This is a genomic window from Desulfotalea psychrophila LSv54 (genome assembly GCF_000025945.1).
Taxonomy (GTDB): domain Bacteria; phylum Desulfobacterota; class Desulfobulbia; order Desulfobulbales; family Desulfocapsaceae; genus Desulfotalea; species Desulfotalea psychrophila.
In genome coordinates this window covers 1,368,933-1,384,661 of sequence record NC_006138.1, presented here as the reverse complement: position 1 = coordinate 1,384,661, position 15,729 = coordinate 1,368,933, and the positions used below count along the sequence as shown (strand labels likewise).

Genomic DNA, 15,729 nt, shown 5'->3' with positions numbered 1-15,729 from the left:
AAGGAGAACGTCATAGAAACTCGTCACCTTAAAATATTTGTTGCTGTATACAAAACCCTGAGCTTCACCAAGGCCGCTGAGCTACTCTACACCAGCCAACCGACGGTGAGCGAACATATCCGCAACCTGGAAGACCAGCTAGACTGCAAACTCTTCGATCGACTTGGACGCTCTATTATGCCCACCATCCAGGCAGAGACCCTCTACCCCAAGGCCGCTGCCATACTCGAAGATCTGAAACAGTTAAAGGACGAGGTCTCCTCTGCGGGCAGCACAGTGGCAGGCGAGTTGACCATAGGTGCCAGCACCATCCCCGGCACCTATCTCCTCCCCAAATATGCAGCCGCCTTTAAGAAAAAGTACCCCAAGATCATCTTTGAAACACAGATAAAAGATTCTACCCGGACGGCAAGCGCCATCCACGACAAACGCCTGCTCCTGGCCATTGTCGGTAGCAAAACATTTTCCCGAAAAATTGAGTTCACCCCTCTCTGTGAAGACCAACTCATTGTCATAGCCAACCCGGAAAACCCCATTCCCGCAAGAATCAAGTTAGAGTCCTTGGGCAAATACCCTTTTATTACCCGAGAAACAGGCTCCGGTACCCGGCGCAATATGGAAAAGATATTCACCAATGCGGGCTTTTCTCCCAACCAACTCGATATTGTTGCCAGCTTTGGCTCAAGCACGGCCGTCAAAGAGGCGGTAAAGACCAATCTCGGTATTGCCATCGTCTCCCGCTACGCCGTTGAAACAGAATTGAAAATGGGATGGCTCAGAGAGATTCAGCTCAAAGATATTTCAATGAACAGAACCTTTTATATAGCCAAGTTAGCAAAGCGATCTCTGCCACGCCAGTACCAGGCATTTTACAACTTCCTGCTCCAACAGCACCAAGAGCCAGAGACTGTATAGGCACACCACCGAGAGAGATTATCAGCCAAAGAGCCAGAATAGACCATGATCGATATTTTCAATGCCATCATCCCCGTATTCGTCGTCTTGCTGACCGGGTTTTTAGCAGGTAAGGGCAATTTTTTAGGGCAGGAGGCGGCAAGGGTCATTAACCGCTTCGTCTACTATATAGCCCTGCCCTGCCTGCTCTTTGTCACCACCTCCCAAGCAGAGGCGTCGGATATCCTCAACGGAGATTTCATCCTGGTCTTCCTCCTTGGCTCCCTTGCCACCATCATAGTGAGCATGGCAGGTCTCTTCTTTTTCAAAAAAGAGGGTCTGGAAGAGTATATTCTCTTCCTTATGGCATCAACGGTTGGCAATACAACATATATGGGCATCCCCGTGCTTGTCGGCCTCTTCGGGGCCAGAGGTGGAGTAGCGGCCGTTATCGGCACCATTACCGTCAACCTAACACTCACAGCCCTGGGCATCTGTGCCCTAAGTATCTGCGCCAGCAACAGGCACGATGGCAGGGACGGTGGCAGTAAGATCAAGCCCCTTATCCGGGCATTCTGCACCCCCTTTATCATTGCCTGTATCATTGGCATTGGTTGCTCTCTTCTTACCATCAGAATTCCTGCGGCCATCAGCCGCTCCGCTGAGCTACTGGGATCACCCACCGCTGCTGCCGCCCTCTTTGCCGTGGGGCTCTCCCTCGCTCGGCTCAAGCCAGTAAAAAAAACCATGCTCGAAGCGGGGTGGCTCAGCCTCTGTAAACTGGTATTCAGCCCCCTGCTTGTCCTGGCCTTCTGCCCCCTCTTCCCGGAACTTGATCCCATCTGGAAAAGTTGCGCGGTACTTCTGGCGGCAATGCCACTTGCCAGCAATGTCTGTCTTATCTCCGCAAACAGTAACCGCTATATAGAGGAAAGCTCAGCCATACTCTTTATCTCCACCCTCCTCTCCGCCCTCAGCCTGACCTTCTTCACCCACCTTCTGATGAGCTAGCACGAGCCACCTCTACAAATCTTCAGCCAAGACAAAATTTGATCAACTGAAAATACACCTACAGGCTAATAGTCACCAAAGCCCCTCTTGCCCCTGCACTTCTAAAAAACTCATTGCAACAGCTACAAAAACTCTGCCCCCTCTGCTTTCAGCCAAGAGGGCAAGGCGGGCAAATTAGCAATAAAACAATACAATATTAAACATTTACTAGACATACTACGCTTCAATTTAGTATCAACAACGAGTTAGAAGATTTCCCCCCATCAACTAACTCAAAAGGAAACTCATCCATGAAAAGCGTCACTCCGCCAAAGGAACATAAACTTAGATCCTGGCCCTCAAAAAATGGGCAGCCAGTCCCCACCAGATTTTTCCACTCCACCCTCTGCCCCGGCACCATTGCCCTCTTGATCACCGCCCCTCTAGCATCAGCGGCTACACCATACCTCACAGCATCTTCCTGGGACACCAATACTGAAAACATCACGGACAGTGGCAGAGTGCCCCAAATAGCCATTGTCCTCACGGGAGACTCCGAAACGGGACAGACCTTTACCAATCAGGGAAGCATAAGACTCGATTACCCAGGGGTGACAAGCGAAGATTCTTCTCGAGCAGGGGGGATAAAAAATCTTGTATACGGACTCAACATAAATAACGAGGGCAATATTAGTATCAGGGCACAACACAGCAATGGCGTTGACACTGGCTTCATTTGGGCATCCGCTATTTTCAGCATGGCTGATATTGAAAACAACGGCACAATCTCAATAGAAACAAAAAACTTCAGAGACATAATGGGCACCGGACTGATGAGCACTTCAGGAGGGGGCAATATATACAATAAGGGCAATATCACTCTTACCGCAAGGGCAAAAAGAGGGACTAAGGCCTTGGGAATTGTGGATTCAGAAGGCAATATCAACAACAGGGGCGATATTACCGTTAAAGCGACCAGCAACTCAACTTCCGGCTATGCGTGCAGTCAGGCAACAGGCATCTGGACTCGTGGAGATGTAACCAATAGCGGCACCATCAACGTCGAGGCTGAAAACGGCGGCACAAGTGCCGCAACGGGCATCTACATAGGGGCTCCGTCAGACTCATCGATTCTGCCAGTCCTTCACTCCTCCGGACTGATTAATCTTACCACCACAAGAGCAGAAGAAAGTTCATACCAGGTTGTTGCCCCAGATGGGGTGAATATCACCGGTTTTGCCATGAAGTTCAATGATCAGGCCCAGGTAGATAGGGAGTACAGGGGAACTATTTCGGGTGGCAGTAGAGATGTCACCTTCGAAAATGCAAGACTCTATGCCTTTACCGACAATAACCTCAGCAACGGCAGCTATGATATTCCCATGCTGGCAGGAGGTGCCAGCATAGATCAATTCAGCCATATCCAGACGACCAGTCCCGATTATTCAGCAGAACTTATAAACGGCAATGGAGAAGCGCCACAGAAACTGGCCATCACCTACCACCCCAAGGCCTCTGTTTCACAGCTAGCAACAGAGGTCAGAAAAACACCATCACCGACAACAGCATTGCCATTGCCAGAACCGACCTTATAAGCCCCATGCTCGGCATGATGGCCAGAAACAATCCACAGGCAGTGTGGCCTACGAAGGTGTCCAACTTGCCTCAACCGATCCCATTCTTGACCCATCGGCGCTGATGACAAGTGCCCTGTCGGCAAAGCGTAGCTGGCTCTTTGCCCGCCCCTATTACAGCTACCCCCTAACAGCTCCGACCCTGTTGAATACGATGCCAATGTCCACGGCATCACAGGTGGCTATAATCACTAGGTAAAACATGATCTGGCCCTCAGCTTCCATCCGGGCTATGGCTCTGGCGATATTGACTATACCGACAGCAATCCCGCCAATCTGGAAAGCGGAGACTCCTACCCATTCTCTGCTGGCTAGCAGGATCATACTCCGATGACATCGCCGACAGCTCTTTCTACCTGCAGATGAAATGCTACCTCTAGGCCTCTACTAATCCCAAAAACAATAGCGATAATCGTCTCGCTATTATTAACTTATCTGAAAGAACAACGTCTTATCAACATTTTTCCGCAGAGCTAAAGTTGCTTCTCGCCACAAAACGTAGCAGCCCCAAGAGCATTAGCCGCAGGGATCAACTCCATTCCACATCTCAAACGGGTGCAGGCAACAACCCCTCCGCTTGCAGATAACTCAAACCATTATGGCCACATCTCAATCTGCTCGGTCATGGGAAAATAATAGGGAGTTCTCTCTCCATACCACTTATTGTAAATTGCCATATAGGTACCATCCTTCCACATATCCTGAAGGGCAAAGTTTACCGCATCACGCAGTTGAGACTCATCCTGAGGAAGACCGATACCATAGGGCTCGCGAGAAAAGAAATCACCGACAAGCTCATACTTTCCCGGCTCCTGTGCAGCATAGCCAAGCAGGATGGTGGAATCCGTAGAAAATGCCTGGACACGCCCCATCTGCAGGGCATTGAAGGCAGAGGGATAATCCTGATAAGAGACAATTTCGGCTCCACCCATTTTTTTCATAAGGGTCTTTACATTAATCTCGGAGGTGGTTCCCTGGACGGTGGCAATGGTCTTACCAACAAGGGCATTCCAGTCCGCATATTTACCCTTTCGGGTAAGCATCTTCTGTCCGTCAAAAAAGTAGGTGATGGAGAAATCGATGGACTTATCACGCTCACGCTTATGGGTCATATTGGCAATGGACATATCAATACGTCCCTGCTGCAAAAAACCAATACGAGTCTTATCGGTCACGAGCACCTGTTCCAGCTTCAGGCCAAGGCGCTTGGCAATTTCCTTTGCCATATCAACATCAAAGCCCACCCACTCTTTTTTATCATTGTAGTAGGCGCCAGGAATAGAATTGTTCATAATGCCTGCCCGCAGGGTCTTGCTCTTCTGGATCTTATCCCAGACAGGGCCGGCAAATGCCACCACACCACTCACCATTACTGAAATAACTGCTCCAGCGATAATCGACTTCAATCTCATCTCTCATTCTCCGTTACTAGGTCTTTTTTCATCTTATACCTCGTGCACCAACATGAAAAAGAAGGCTGACAGCCCACTTGCGCAGAGGCAGTTGTAGTACGAAACAGCTCAAGACAGATAGTGAGAACCTTGAAAAATTGGCTTTTTTCAAGCTCTCTCTAATGCGACAAGATCTTACTGAGAAAATCTTTCGTCCTTCCATGCTGAGGGTTTTCAAAAAACTCATGGGGACTATTCTGCTCGACAAGATTACCCTCATCCATAAAGATAATACGATCGGCAACCTCACGGGCAAAGCCCATTTCATGGGTAACACAGACCATGGTCATTCCCTCCCGAGCCAGTTCCCTCATAACATCAAGCACCTCGTTAATCATTTCAGGATCAAGGGCCGAGGTCGGTTCATCAAAGAGCATAATACGGGGCCTCATGGCAAGACCACGGGCAATGGCAACCCGCTGTTGCTGGCCACCTGAGAGCTGACTGGGATAGTGATTGGCACGATCAGGAATATCGACCTTCTTCAACAGATCCATGCCCAATTTTTCTGCATCGCCAGAGGTCATCCCCCTAACCAGCCGAGGGGCAAGGGTAATATTTTCAAGCACCGTCATATGCGGATAGAGATTAAACTGCTGAAAGACAAAGCCTATTTCAGCTCGCAACAGGGTAAGGTTGGTCTTTAGATCATTTACATCATGACCATCGACCACAATATGCCCCCTCTGGATAGGCTCCAGGCGACTGATACAACGAATGAGGGTACTCTTACCTGACCCAGAAGGCCCACAGACAACCACAACCTCACCTTCAGCAATGGTAAGATTTATATCTTTGAGTACCCGAAAGTCTCCATACCACTTATTTACATCAGTAAAAGAAATCACAGCCCACTCCCCTCTCTAATCTTTACTCTCATCAGATGATGATCTATGGATACAACCTACTAAGCTAGAACCAATAAGGGCAAGATTATGGCTTTTTTATTCAAAACGAAAGACCCCCATTCAACCACTGCCATTTCTATTTGTCCCTGCCCGCCAACTTAAAAATGATGGGAGTTGTAATTTCCCATTTACCGAGGGTAAAATACCAGTATACTTCTCCCTTAAAGAGGTTACCGGTAATCTTTATTAATACCCGCTTTTCAGGTAAGTGCCAAGATACCCTCCACAGCAAACCTGTTACACCTGATTGTTGTAATTATACTCAAAACGCCTAGGCGTTCTCTTATAAATTTATCTCTTTATCCGGGGCAGAGCCAAGATTTGCACCTCGCCCGGGTGAGAGGCCCACACAGACAAGGACAGGCATGAATTTTGAAACAATCAACAAGTCTTCTCTACTGGTGCTGGTTTTCATCATCTCAGCAGTTTTTTTAAGTATGATCCAACAGTTCCTCATGGCCATCTTTATGGCAGGCCTGCTCTCAGCCCTGCTCAGCCCCAGTCACAAAAAGCTCTGCATACTCCTTGGTAATAGAGAAAATCTTTCTTCAATGCTTATAGTAGCTGGTATTGTCCTTCTCATACTGATTCCTCTGGCAATTCTTATCACCATTGTGGTAGCTCAGGCAATCACTGTCAGCCAATCCATCGCCCCCTGGATCCAGAAATTTATCGCCGAACCTACCTCCATGACCTATTACCTGGAAAAAGTTCCCTTTTATCAAGAGATACTCCCATACAGAGATACCATTATCCACAAGAGCGGCCAACTTGTCGGAGCCATATCAAGCTTTCTCATAGACTCCCTGGGCTCATTCACCAAGCTGACCATAAACTTCATCTTCAGCTCTGTTATCATGCTCTACGTGACCTTCTATTTCCTCAACGTGGGCAAGGATCTCTTAGACAAAATACTCTTCTTTCTCCCCCTGCAGGACAGAGAAGAGCAAAAACTTCTGGTAAGATTCACCTCTGTTACCCGGGCTACCATCAAGGGAACCATTATCATCGGTATCCTCCAGGGTGGAATATGCGGTATCTCCTTTGCAATAGCCGGGATTCAGGGCCCCTTCTTCTGGGGAACGGTTATGGCCGTTATGTCAGTTATACCCGCTGTTGGTACGGCAATCATCTGGGGGCCAGCCCTTATTATAATTGCCCTGATGAGTAATTTTTTCGGAGTCGCCGTTCTTGCCATCGGCTGTGGTCTTATTGCCGGCAATATCGACAATTTTCTCCGTCCGCGCCTCGTTGGTAAGGATACAGAAATGCATGACCTCTTTGTCCTCTTCGGCACTCTGGGCGGCATTTCGATGTTCGGTCTTCTGGGAATCATCATCGGCCCGTTAATCGCGGCACTCTTTCTTACCCTCTGGCAAATATACGGAGAGGTGTTTGCTGCCCACCTACCTAAAACAGGAACTTCACCTAAGTAACAGGCAAAAATAACAGAATAGACGAAACTGGGGAGGAAAAGCTTGTCCCTGATCTTTTTTACATAATTTTCCACCATTGAGCTCGACCAGGAGCTCTGCCCTTTCCCCACAACCCTCTGGAGGGTGCTTAAAAAATTATGCCCTTTTTCCAGACACAAGACAAACTACTTACTTTCATTTAGATAAAGGTTTCCACTACTATGGCTTTTAGCAAAAACATCCTCGACAGCCTCCCACCTCTCATCTCAAAACAGATCTTCGAAGGTTTTTTTGGTTTTGAAAAGGAAAATATCCGGGTAGACAGCAGGGGTAAACTTGCCCTCACCCCTCACCCCAGAGAACTTGGGGAAAAGACGAGCCACCCCTATATCACCACCGATTTTTCCGAAAGCCAGATTGAAATAATAACCCCGCCCCTACCCTCCATCGCCGAATCCCTAGGTTTTCTGGAGACCCTGCACGACCTGGTCAGCATAGAGCTCAAGGACGAATATCTCTGGCCCCAGAGTGCCCCGCCCATATTACCGGAAAGAGAAGAAGATATCCCCATTGCCCATTTTGGGGGCGAGTTTCGGGAACAAGAAGAGTACCGTCTGCAACTGGCCAAGATATATGGACGAAAACGGCAGATGTTTTCAGGTATCCACTTCAACATCTCCCTTCCCGAAAGATTTCTGGAACTGCTCCATGAAGAGGGAAAGCAAGAACAGCCCTTTGCAGAGTTTAGAGAAGATATCTATATGAAAACCGTGCGTAATTTTCTCCGTCATCGCTGGTTTCTCATCTGCCTGTTGGGGGCAAGCCCGGTTATCCATAAGTCCTACCGTAAACACTGCATAGATATGCTCAGTCCATTCGCCAAGGATGCCTACCATTTCCCCTATGCCACCTCCATACGAAACAATATCTGTGGCTACAGAAACACCCAGGATTTTCACCTGAACTACAGCACCCTGACAGATTACAGGGAAAGTCTGCAAGAGTTGGTGGAGAAAAAAGTTCTCCGGGATATACGGGAAAATTACGCCCCGATACGGATCAAAACCACCACCGACCCTAAAAGAATCAATCACCTGGAGATCCGCCTGCTTGATCTCAACCCCTTTTTCAAGACAGGAGTCAATCCTCTACATGCAGAGATAATTCACATTTTCCTCATCTACTGCCTACTCTGCCCCGAAGAGACGTCCTTTACCAGCAAAGAGCAAGAAACTGCCAATAGAAACCAGGAACAGGCCGCAACTGAAGGCCTTAATCCAGGTGCTATCATCTGCGACGCTGATGGCAACGAGCAGAGGCTGGACAAACAGCTTGCCCATTGCTTGCAAGAGATCCAGCAAACAGTAAGCCCACACCTCCCGCCGGAATACAGGGCAGGGATGGAAGAGCTGGAGAGGCTGGTGCAAAACCAAGCGTCTCGCCCCACCGATACACTGCTCAAAGAGATCAAGCAGGAGGGGTTTACCGAATGGCATATGAAACAGGCCTTAAAGTTCCTTAAAAAAAGTCACGATGAACAGTTTATCTTCCACGGTCTGAGAGATATGGAACTCTCCACCCAACTCCTCCTTAGGCGGGCAGCCCTGCGCGGAGTATCCTTTGAGATCATGGATCGGCAGGAAAACTTTGTCTGCCTGGAACAGGCGGGTAAGAGAGAATATGTAATGCAGGCCAGCCGCACCTCACTGGACAATTACATCAGCGTTCTCAGCATGGAAAACAAGGTCATCACCAAAAAAATACTCGACCAAGCGGGAATCAACACCCCAAAGGGAAGAAGCTATAGCAGCCCCTCGGAAGCGCTGGCAGACTATCCCTACTACCGGGGCAGGGCTATCGTCATCAAACCGAAATCCACCAACTTTGGCATTGGCATAACAATCATAAAGGAGAACAACAGACATGATTTTTTTGCGCAGGGTATCGCTCAGGCCTTCAAGCATGAAGCGACGGTTCTTATCGAAAACTTCAGCAGCGGAAAAGAATATCGTTTCTTTATCGTCAACGACCAAGTCGTTGGAATTCTGCACAGAGTACCTGCCAATGTCACGGGCGACGGAACATCAAGCGTACAGGTACTAGTGACAGAAAAGAACAAGAACCCCCTGCGGGGCAGAGGGTATCGAACCCCGCTCGAGAAGATCAAACTGGAGGAAACTGAAGAGATGTTTCTCGCTAGCCAAGGCTACTCCTTTGCCACCGTTCCGGCCAAGGATCAGCGCATCTATCTGCGGGAAAACTCAAATATCAGCACAGGCGGAGACAGCATAGACTTCACCGACAAGGTGCCCCAATCATACAAGGATATTGCCGTGCGAGCCGCCCAAGCTCTGCAGGTAAAAATCACCGGTCTCGATATGATGATTGACTCTCTAGAAGAGGATGCCGCTGAAGATAATTTCAGTATTATCGAGCTGAACTTCAACCCTGCCATCCATATCCACTGCCATCCCTATATTGGCAAGAACAGACATCTCGACGACAAGATACTGGATGCCCTCGGCTTCACAGGAGCTGAAGAGGCTGGGGAGAAGGCATAGATCTAGCCGATAGACAGGGGTTTCACTATCCGGATTATCTATTTGACCGTCCCCGCCATTAATGCTAAGAGCATTGTTCTTAACCACTTAACAGGAGAGAACCATGCTCAGAAGACTACAGACCATCATAATAGGAATCCTTTTACTCTGCTCCTTCAGCATAGCCCAGGCAGACGATCTCAGCCCATTTTCCGGGCAAAAGGGCCTACTTAAGATTGCCGGCGGCACCGCCCATATCCCTGTGATGAAAGAAGCAGCCAAACTCATCATGCAGGCAAATCCGGATATTCGCATCACCATTGCCGGTGGTGGTTCCGGGGTTGGTATCAAACAGGTTGGCGAGGGCATGATTAATATTGGCAACGCAGGCCGCATGGCCAGTGAGAAAGAGATAAAAAGCTATGGCCTGGAGATATTCAAGTGGGCCACAGACGGAGTAAGCGCCGTAGCAAACCCCAAAAACCAGGTTTCCAACCTTTCCAGTGAACAGTTACAAGATATATTTGCAGGAAAAATAGACAACTGGAAGATGGTAGGTGGTATCGACAAGGCAATAAACCTCTATGTACGGGATACAGCCAGTGGCACCCGCAGTGTCTTCTGGAAAAAGGCCCTGAAGAAAGGGCCCGTTTCAACCAGAGCCAATGTGGTTGTTTCCAACGGAGCCATGAAGACCGCCATCGGCGGAGATCCCTACGGTATCGGTTATGTCTCCGTCGGCCATATTGACAGCTCAGTACAGGCTGTGGCAATTGATGGAGTTGTGGCAAATCTCAAAAACGTGCAAAATGGGAAATATAAGGTAGCGCGAGGCCTCTACAGCCTTACCGTGGGAAAACCCCCGGGACTTGCCCAACTGTTTCTCAATTTTCTCTATAGCCCAACAGGACAAAATATCGTTGTCAGCAAGGGATTTGTTGCCGTTCGATGATTGGACGAAAATCACCCCTTGAGCTCTGTTTCCAGCTGGCGGCGATGATCAGTGGCGGTCTGATCATCGCCGTTTTTCTGTTGATGCTCTACCTGGCCTGGCCCCTGCTAGAAGGGGGAGAGATCATCGATCTGCTCCGGGGAGAATGGCAACCGACTGTCGGCAAATATGGTATCTACCCCATGCTCCTGGGGAGCATGCAGATATCCATCCTTGCCGTCTGCATAAGCCTGCCCCTAAGCCTGGGCAGTGCCTCCGTCATCACCGTCCTTGCCCCCCGAGGCTTACGGCCAAGGCTTCTGGGGATGGTACGTCTTATGGCAGGTGTTCCCACCGTGGTCTATGGATTTGTCGCCATCTTCCTCCTCGTCCCCTTTATGCGAGAGATGATCACGGGAGGCTCCGGCTTTTCCATCCTCACCGCCGCCCTCATCCTGGCCCTGCTCATTGCCCCGACCATGATCACCCTCTTTATCAGCGGCCTGCAAAATGTCCCAGCCCCATACAGCCGAGCCGCCGACGCTCTAGGGGCAAGACCCATCCAGAGGCTACTCTATGTCCTCCTGCCCCAATGCCTACCGGCAATAAGCGCAGGAATTATCCTTGGTCTTGGACGAGCTATGGGAGATACCCTAATCAGCCTGATGCTTGCCGGTAACAGCATTGCCGTACCCGAATCAATCACAGAACCGGGACGATCTCTCACCAGCCATATTGCCCTGGTCATTGCCGCAGATTTTTCTTCCATGGAGTTCAAGACAATCTTTGCCTGCGCCCTGGTACTCTACCTCTTCACCCTCCTCTTTGTAGCCACCCTCCATCTTATCTCCAGCAGAGTAGGAAAAAACCTTCGATGAGAAAATTGTTCGAACAGGCCAGCATCCTCTTTTCATGGGCCGCATTCGCCCTACTCCTTGCCGCCCTGCTCACCATCATAGGCTATCTCTTCCACCAGGGTGGCGCATTCCTGAACAGCCGAACTCTCTTTGGCGAGGTAGGGGCAGTGGATGCACTCCTCTTCCACCGCCAGGTCTTTGACGGCCTGTTCCCCGCTCTAATGGGGACCTTTGCCCTTGTCCTCCTTGCCGTCTTATTGGCCATCCCCATTGGCATTGCCGCAGGCATCTATATGGCAGAATACGCCAGGGGAAAGACAAAGATATTTTTTTCACTCCTCTTTGATATTCTGGCAGGCCTACCTTCAATCGTTATCGGCCTGGCAGGTTTTTCCATAACTATCCTTCTGCACAAAATGTTCCCGGGGAGAATAGGCCCCTGCCTACTCCTCTCAGCTGCAAGCCTGGCCTTTTTGATCCTGCCCTATCTTATTCGTACCTGCCAAGCAGCCCTGGAATCCGTACCTCAAACCCTACGCCAGACAGCCCCGGCCCTCGGGGCCAGCAAGATACAAAACATTCTTCAAGTCCTCCTCCCCAGCAAGCTACCGGACATTCTGGGCGGAATCATCCTCGCCATTGGCCGGGCAGCAGAGGATACCGCCGTTATCATGCTCACCGGTGCCGTTGCCTCGGCGGGGATGATACGCTCCCTCTTTGAACAATTTGAAGCGCTCCCATTTTATATCTATTATATCTCCTCGCAGTACAGCAACAGAGACGAACTGCACCGGGGATTCGGGGCAGCACTCCTCCTCCTCGCCCTCTGCGCCCTTCTTTTTCTGGGAGCTTGGGTCATCGAACGAATGCTCTCACAGTACAACAAGAGATAAAGCCATGTGCCAATATCCTAAAATCGCGCTAGAAAACGTCTGCTTTTCATATGAAAAGAGAACCATCCTTAAGGGAATCTCTCTCCAGTTTCCCGAACAGGCAATTATTGCCGTCACCGGCCCATCGGGTACAGGAAAATCGACATTTCTCTCACTCTTTAATCGTCTCTGGGAAGAGGAGGGGCAGGGGAATTTGCAGGGAAAAATCACGATCCATTTCAAGGAAGGGCCAACCGATATCTATGGTAAAGAGATAGCCCTTGACCAGCTACGTAGACGGGTAGGAATGGTCTTCCAAAGCCCGAATCCACTCCCTATGAGCATCGGCCGCAACATTGCCTTCCCCCTTGGTCTTCAGGGAAAGATGAGCAGGGTTGAAAAAGCCAGCAGAGTGGAGAAAATACTGCAAGAGGTACATCTATGGGACGAGGTCAAGGATCGGCTGGACAGTGATGCGAGAACACTCTCTGGTGGCCAGCAACAGCGACTCTGCATTGCCAGGGCCCTGATTCTGCAACCGGAGATCCTGCTTCTGGATGAACCGACCTCATCCCTTGATGCCGCTGCCTGCGAAAAAATAGAGCTCCTCCTCGTCGAACTCAAGAGGCAGTGCACCATCCTCATGGTCTCCCACTATCAGGATCAAATCCAACGGATAGCAGATCTCAGCTACAGGTTGGCAAACAAAAGGCTAGAACGACAGTAGGCACTATTTTATAGGTGAGTTAACAGCTACCTACTCCTCTTCCACCTCCTCCCTGACGGTCACGCCCAAAGCCTTCATCATCTTCTTCACCGTCGTTCCCTGAACGAGCAGGGTAAAGAGAACAAAGCCCAAGGTAAGATCAATCAGGAGGGGACGAAAGGGCATCTCTGCTGGAATAGTCAGAACAAGTGCCACCGGAATTGCCCCGCGCAGCCCACCCCAGATAAGGACAGCCTGATAAGCGCCCGGCACAGTATTTTCCTTTGCAACAAATCTATTATAGATACCCACTATGCTCCAGACAACTATGGCCCGGGCAACGAGAACTGCAGGGATGGCAAAGAGCAGGTAGAACATATGCTGATGGAGATGAATCATATTATAAAAGACATGCTCTTCTGTGAGACCGAGGAGAAGAAATATCATGCTGTTGGCAATAAAGGCGAAATAGTTCCAAAATCGCTTAATCATTTTAAGATTAGCCACATCAAGATGTTTGCCCCCCAAGGCCTTTAGGGTGATGCCGGCGGTCAGGGTCGACATAACGCCGGAAACATCAAAGAGATGATCTGCTACCAAAAAGGATATATAGGCAACAACAAAGCTAATTGTCAGCTCCGAAATAAAATTCGACCTATCTAAAAGAACCAAAAGGACACCAATCCAGCCAACAACCAGACCAACCAGAACACCGCCCGCCAGGACAAAGACAAAGCTGAAGAGGGGATGATTGGCCATATTGAAGTCCGGCCCTATATCAAAACCCATGGTGCCAAGAATAATAACAAAAAGCACTATGGCGGTGGCATCATTTAACAGACTCTCCCCATCCATCAGGGTGGCAAGCCTGGGTGGTGCACCCACCTCCCGAAAAAGGGCCATAACCGCCACCGGATCAGTTGCCGAAATAAGAGCACCAAAGAGCAGGGCAGCGCCAAGACTTAAGGGGGTAAAGTAGGCAAGAGAGTAACCAATCATTGCGGCTGAGGCGAGGAGACCTATAACAGCCAGGAGAAAGATTATAAAAAAATCCCTCCTGAGCAGATGAGTATCTATATTAATAGCCGCATCAAAGATAAGAGTTGGCAAAATCAGGTAGAGAATTACCCCGGGCGAGAGATCAATGTTTTGCAGAAGGGCCAGAGGTTGCCAACGAAAGGCAAGAAAACCCAAGAGCCCACCAACAACGACCAGGCCTATGGTATAGGGAAAGGAGAGGCGCTTAAAGATAACCGAAGAAACCACTGCCGTAGCGAGAAGCCCCATGAAAAAAAATATACCCGTTACCAGATAGTCTTCCATCCCCCTCTCCTCTCTCAACAAAACTGGGGCTAATTATGCAAAAAAGAGCTCAGATATTCACCATAACCCTCGGCCTGCATTACCTCTCTTGGAATAAAGCGCAGGGAAGCAGAGTTAATACAATAACGCAGGCCTGTTGGGGCCGGGCCGTCGGTAAATAGATGGCCGAGATGGGAGTCTGCATGCAGAGAGCGTAGCTCGGTACGTCTTAAAAAAAAGCTATTATCCTTAAGTTCTACTACATTTTCTGCCACAAGCGGCCGAATAAAACTTGGCCACCCCGTACCAGATTTATACTTATCCCGAGAGCTAAACAGAGGCTCGCCAGAAACAATGTCTACGTAAATCCCCGCCCTTTTATTATCCCAGTAGGCATTATCATAGGGTGGTTCCGTGCCATCCTCTCGCACAACCTCGTACTGCAGGGCTGTCAATCGCTTACGTAGCTGATCATCTGACATTTTTTCATAGTTCATCTCCCCTGCACTGCCCCAGATCGCCTCAATAAAACTATCCCTCCCCGAGAGGCTACGATAACGCGCATAGGCCTGTGGGCTTTTCAGCGAATAATTCTGGTGATAATCCTCCGCTGGATAAAACGCCCTAAAAGAAATTAGCTCAGTGACAATGGGCCGGGAAAAGGTAGGGGCAAGCTCATCCCTGACCCGCTCTGCAATCTCCTTTTGCACCTCATCATGATAGAAAATGGCTGAACTGTACTGGCGCCCCCGGTCAACGAAAGAACCACCGGCATCGGTTGGATCATGCAGGCGAAAAAACCTCTGTAATATCTCTTCATAGGAGATCACCTCGGGGTCAAAGCGAATCTGTACCGCCTCCAAATGCCCCGTCCTGCCCGTGCTCACCTCTTCATAGCTGGGGTTTTTCTGATCACCCCCGCTATACCCCGAAACAACATCGACAATCCCCGGTAGTTTTTCAAGATCGGCCTCAAGGCACCAAAAACATCCTCCTGCCAGGGTGGTAATAGAAAGATCTTCTCTGTTTTTCATTATACTCTCCGCAGCATTTGACTCAGCCAGACAAAAGATGGTAGCAAAAAAACAAATAACACCTGCCCCGATAAGGGGGCAGGCCCTGAGTCTTTTGGCAAAGATGGGATCACTCATCTCCCCTCCTACAGGTTAGAATTTACCGAAAAAAGACAAAAAGAGGTTGTGCCGCACCCCCTAGTAAGAAAAAATAGC

Annotated in this window: 14 protein-coding genes; 10 read left to right on the top strand and 4 right to left on the bottom strand. The window is 49.4% G+C overall.

Annotated features, from left to right (window positions below; translation table 11 throughout):
* Positions 1-12 precede the first annotated feature (12 nt).
* The 4 genes from DP_RS06255 (at position 13) to DP_RS17895 (ending at position 3,717) form a co-directional block, all read left to right on the top strand.
* Positions 13-915, top strand: coding sequence for a selenium metabolism-associated LysR family transcriptional regulator (locus DP_RS06255; protein ID WP_228130190.1), 903 nt, complete (start codon positions 13-15; stop codon positions 913-915).
* A gap of 45 nt (positions 916-960) precedes the next feature.
* The gene (locus DP_RS06250) at positions 961-1,905 is read left to right on the top strand and encodes an AEC family transporter (RefSeq protein WP_011188479.1); all 945 of its coding nucleotides are present in this window, start codon (positions 961-963) and stop codon (positions 1,903-1,905) included.
* A gap of 290 nt (positions 1,906-2,195) precedes the next feature.
* On the top strand, positions 2,196-3,479 hold the full coding sequence (locus DP_RS06245) for a hypothetical protein (protein WP_011188478.1): 1,284 nt from the start codon (positions 2,196-2,198) through the stop codon (positions 3,477-3,479).
* Positions 3,480-3,522: 43 nt separating this feature from the next.
* Entirely contained in the window at positions 3,523-3,717 is a 195-nt protein-coding gene (locus tag DP_RS17895; protein WP_156792217.1) for a hypothetical protein, read from the top strand.
* A gap of 397 nt (positions 3,718-4,114) precedes the next feature.
* On the opposite strand, the gene DP_RS06235 is transcribed toward DP_RS17895, so the two are convergent.
* A complete protein-coding gene (locus tag DP_RS06235) occupies positions 4,115-4,930 on the bottom strand; it encodes an ABC transporter substrate-binding protein (RefSeq protein ID WP_011188477.1) in 816 nt (271 codons plus the stop codon).
* Between the two features lie 158 nt (positions 4,931-5,088).
* A complete protein-coding gene (locus tag DP_RS06230; RefSeq protein ID WP_011188476.1) occupies positions 5,089-5,817 on the bottom strand; it encodes an amino acid ABC transporter ATP-binding protein in 729 nt (242 codons plus the stop codon).
* 425 nt (positions 5,818-6,242) lie between these two features.
* On the opposite strand from DP_RS06230, the gene DP_RS06225 reads away from it, so the two are divergent.
* The 6 genes from DP_RS06225 (at position 6,243) to DP_RS06200 (ending at position 13,219) form a co-directional block, all read left to right on the top strand.
* Entirely contained in the window at positions 6,243-7,313 is a 1,071-nt protein-coding gene (locus tag DP_RS06225; protein ID WP_011188475.1) for an AI-2E family transporter, read from the top strand.
* Between the two features lie 200 nt (positions 7,314-7,513).
* On the top strand, positions 7,514-9,853 hold the full coding sequence (gene gshAB / locus DP_RS06220) for a bifunctional glutamate--cysteine ligase GshA/glutathione synthetase GshB (protein ID WP_011188474.1): 2,340 nt from the start codon (positions 7,514-7,516) through the stop codon (positions 9,851-9,853).
* Positions 9,854-9,956: 103 nt separating this feature from the next.
* Entirely contained in the window at positions 9,957-10,784 is an 828-nt protein-coding gene (locus DP_RS06215; RefSeq protein WP_011188473.1) for a phosphate ABC transporter substrate-binding protein, read from the top strand.
* A complete protein-coding gene (locus tag DP_RS06210; RefSeq protein ID WP_011188472.1) occupies positions 10,781-11,641 on the top strand; it encodes a PstC family ABC transporter permease in 861 nt (286 codons plus the stop codon). Before DP_RS06215 ends, DP_RS06210 begins: the two co-directional genes overlap by 4 nt.
* Positions 11,638-12,513, top strand: coding sequence for a phosphate ABC transporter permease PstA (gene pstA, locus DP_RS06205; RefSeq protein ID WP_011188471.1), 876 nt, complete (start codon positions 11,638-11,640; stop codon positions 12,511-12,513). Before DP_RS06210 ends, pstA begins: the two co-directional genes overlap by 4 nt.
* A gap of 4 nt (positions 12,514-12,517) precedes the next feature.
* Positions 12,518-13,219 (top strand): phosphate ABC transporter ATP-binding protein, encoded by a 702-nt coding sequence (locus DP_RS06200; protein WP_011188470.1) that lies wholly within the window; start codon positions 12,518-12,520, stop codon positions 13,217-13,219.
* A gap of 30 nt (positions 13,220-13,249) precedes the next feature.
* Here DP_RS06200 and DP_RS06195 read toward each other — a convergent pair whose 3' ends face one another.
* Both DP_RS06195 and msrB read right to left on the bottom strand, forming a co-directional pair.
* Positions 13,250-14,521 carry a cation:proton antiporter gene (locus tag DP_RS06195; RefSeq protein ID WP_049785018.1) on the bottom strand — a complete coding sequence of 424 codons (1,272 nt, stop codon included), beginning with the start codon at positions 14,519-14,521 and terminating at the stop codon, positions 13,250-13,252.
* Between the two features lie 29 nt (positions 14,522-14,550).
* Positions 14,551-15,651 carry a peptide-methionine (R)-S-oxide reductase MsrB gene (gene msrB, locus DP_RS06190; protein ID WP_011188468.1) on the bottom strand — a complete coding sequence of 367 codons (1,101 nt, stop codon included), beginning with the start codon at positions 15,649-15,651 and terminating at the stop codon, positions 14,551-14,553.
* Between the last annotated feature and the right edge of the window lie 78 nt (positions 15,652-15,729).

Coding starts and splice junctions, on each gene's coding strand:
- DP_RS06210 (WP_011188472.1), top strand. CDS start 10,781: ATGATTGGACGAAAATCACCCCTTGAGCTCTGTTTCCAGCTGGCGGCG.
- DP_RS06200 (WP_011188470.1), top strand. CDS start 12,518: ATGTGCCAATATCCTAAAATCGCGCTAGAAAACGTCTGCTTTTCATAT.
- gshAB (WP_011188474.1), top strand. CDS start 7,514: ATGGCTTTTAGCAAAAACATCCTCGACAGCCTCCCACCTCTCATCTCA.
- msrB (WP_011188468.1), bottom strand. CDS start 15,651: ATGAGTGATCCCATCTTTGCCAAAAGACTCAGGGCCTGCCCCCTTATC.
- DP_RS06215 (WP_011188473.1), top strand. CDS start 9,957: ATGCTCAGAAGACTACAGACCATCATAATAGGAATCCTTTTACTCTGC.
- DP_RS06225 (WP_011188475.1), top strand. CDS start 6,243: ATGAATTTTGAAACAATCAACAAGTCTTCTCTACTGGTGCTGGTTTTC.
- DP_RS06250 (WP_011188479.1), top strand. CDS start 961: ATGATCGATATTTTCAATGCCATCATCCCCGTATTCGTCGTCTTGCTG.
- DP_RS06235 (WP_011188477.1), bottom strand. CDS start 4,930: ATGAGATTGAAGTCGATTATCGCTGGAGCAGTTATTTCAGTAATGGTG.
- pstA (WP_011188471.1), top strand. CDS start 11,638: ATGAGAAAATTGTTCGAACAGGCCAGCATCCTCTTTTCATGGGCCGCA.
- DP_RS06195 (WP_049785018.1), bottom strand. CDS start 14,521: ATGGAAGACTATCTGGTAACGGGTATATTTTTTTTCATGGGGCTTCTC.
- DP_RS06245 (WP_011188478.1), top strand. CDS start 2,196: ATGAAAAGCGTCACTCCGCCAAAGGAACATAAACTTAGATCCTGGCCC.